Source organism: Bradyrhizobium sp. P2_E8 (genome assembly GCF_056403875.1).
Genome location: NZ_JBFUES010001425.1, coordinates 1 through 1,405, shown reverse-complemented (window position 1 = coordinate 1,405; position 1,405 = coordinate 1). Strand labels below are relative to the sequence as shown.

At 63.5% G+C, this 1,405-nt stretch carries 1 protein-coding gene and 1 pseudogene; both read right to left on the bottom strand.

Annotation, left to right across the window (positions count from 1 at the left end):
* Nucleotides 1–93, bottom strand: a pseudogene (locus AC1D00_RS41085) (DUF2892 domain-containing protein); the annotation flags it as partial.
* Between the two features lie 95 nt (nucleotides 94–188).
* A complete protein-coding gene (locus AC1D00_RS41080) occupies nucleotides 189–1,373 on the bottom strand; it encodes a serine hydrolase domain-containing protein (RefSeq protein ID WP_477014639.1) in 1,185 nt (394 codons plus the stop codon).
* Nucleotides 1,374–1,405: the final 32 nt, after the last annotated feature.

Here is a 1,405-nt window from a genome sequence, read left to right as displayed (position 1 = left end):
CAGATACGCGAACCCGGCAATCGCGACCGCAAGTCCGAGCACCACCCGCACCGCCTGATGCAGGCCACCGATATTCTTCCTGTAAAATCCCAACACATCCTCCGACATGAGCCGAGGCGGAATGCCTCGACGACAAGGAGGACGCGACGGGCGAAAAGGATTCGCGGAGGCTTGCAATTTTTTTGCGATCAGCCTCCGACCGCCTGGTAGGCCAGGCGCTTGAACTCGAAAAAGAACGGATTCCAGAAACCCATGTGGCGCTGGGCCATCAGGACACCCGCGGTATTGGCCTGCGGGCAGATCCACCAATGGGTGCCGGCAAGCCCGCCCCACTGGAATTCGCCGGTGGAATTCGGGGGATCGAACGGCGTCGGCGCGAAGGTGACGGCGCCGCCGAGGCCGAACCCCTTGCCGGGCATCGGCCCGAGATTGGCGAAACGGATGGTCTGCCCTGCGGGCAGCTGGTTCGTCATCATCTGCCGCAGCGTGTTCGGCTTCAGGAGAGTATCCGACCCGGGCACCAATGCGCGCACCAGCGCGAGCATGTCCGGCAGCGTCGAGACCAGACCGCCGCCGCCCGAGAGCCGCGGGAACGGACGGCGATAGGCTTGCGGATAAGGCAGATTGTCGGCCCGCGTCAGGCCGGGCTTCATCGGGTCGAGCACGTCAGCGCCGGTGTAGAGCGCGACCAGCCTGCCCTGCTGCGCTTCGGGCACGTAAAATCCGGTGTCGGTCATGCCGAGCGGATCGAAAATGCGCGCCTTGAGGAAGGCATCGAGGGATTTTCCGGAGACGACCTCGACGACGCGGCCGAGCACGTCGGTCGCCACGGAATATTCCCAGCCGTTGCCGGGATGATAGGACAGCGGCAGATCGGCGAGCTGGTCGATCATGTCGGTCAGCGGCGTCAGCGGATTGAGCACGCGCGCCTCGTTGTAACCCCTGAACAGCACCGTGCCGGGRTCGAAGATGCCATAGCTGAGGCCGGAGGTGTGGGTCAGGAGCTGGCGGATCGTGATCGACCCCTTCGCCGGCTCGACATCGGCAAGACTCGACGCGCCCTGCTTCAGCACCTTGCGATTGCCGAGCTGCGGCAGGAATTTTTCGACAACGTCGTCAAGCCCGATGCGACCCTCTTCCACCAGAAGCATGATCGAGCATGTGATGAAGATCTTGGTATTCGAAAACGCGCGGAAGATGTGGTCGGGCCGCAGCGCGGTGTTGGCCTCGCGATCAGCGAAGCCGACGCATTGCTGGTCGACGACCTCGCCGCCGCGCAGCACCGCCCAGGACACGCCGGGAATGATCTCCTGATCGACGTAGCGCTGCATCGCCGTCCGTACGGCGGAAAAATCGGTTGTCCTGGCGTCCATGTGTTTCCCCCAATTGTGGTTCGGACGGATAT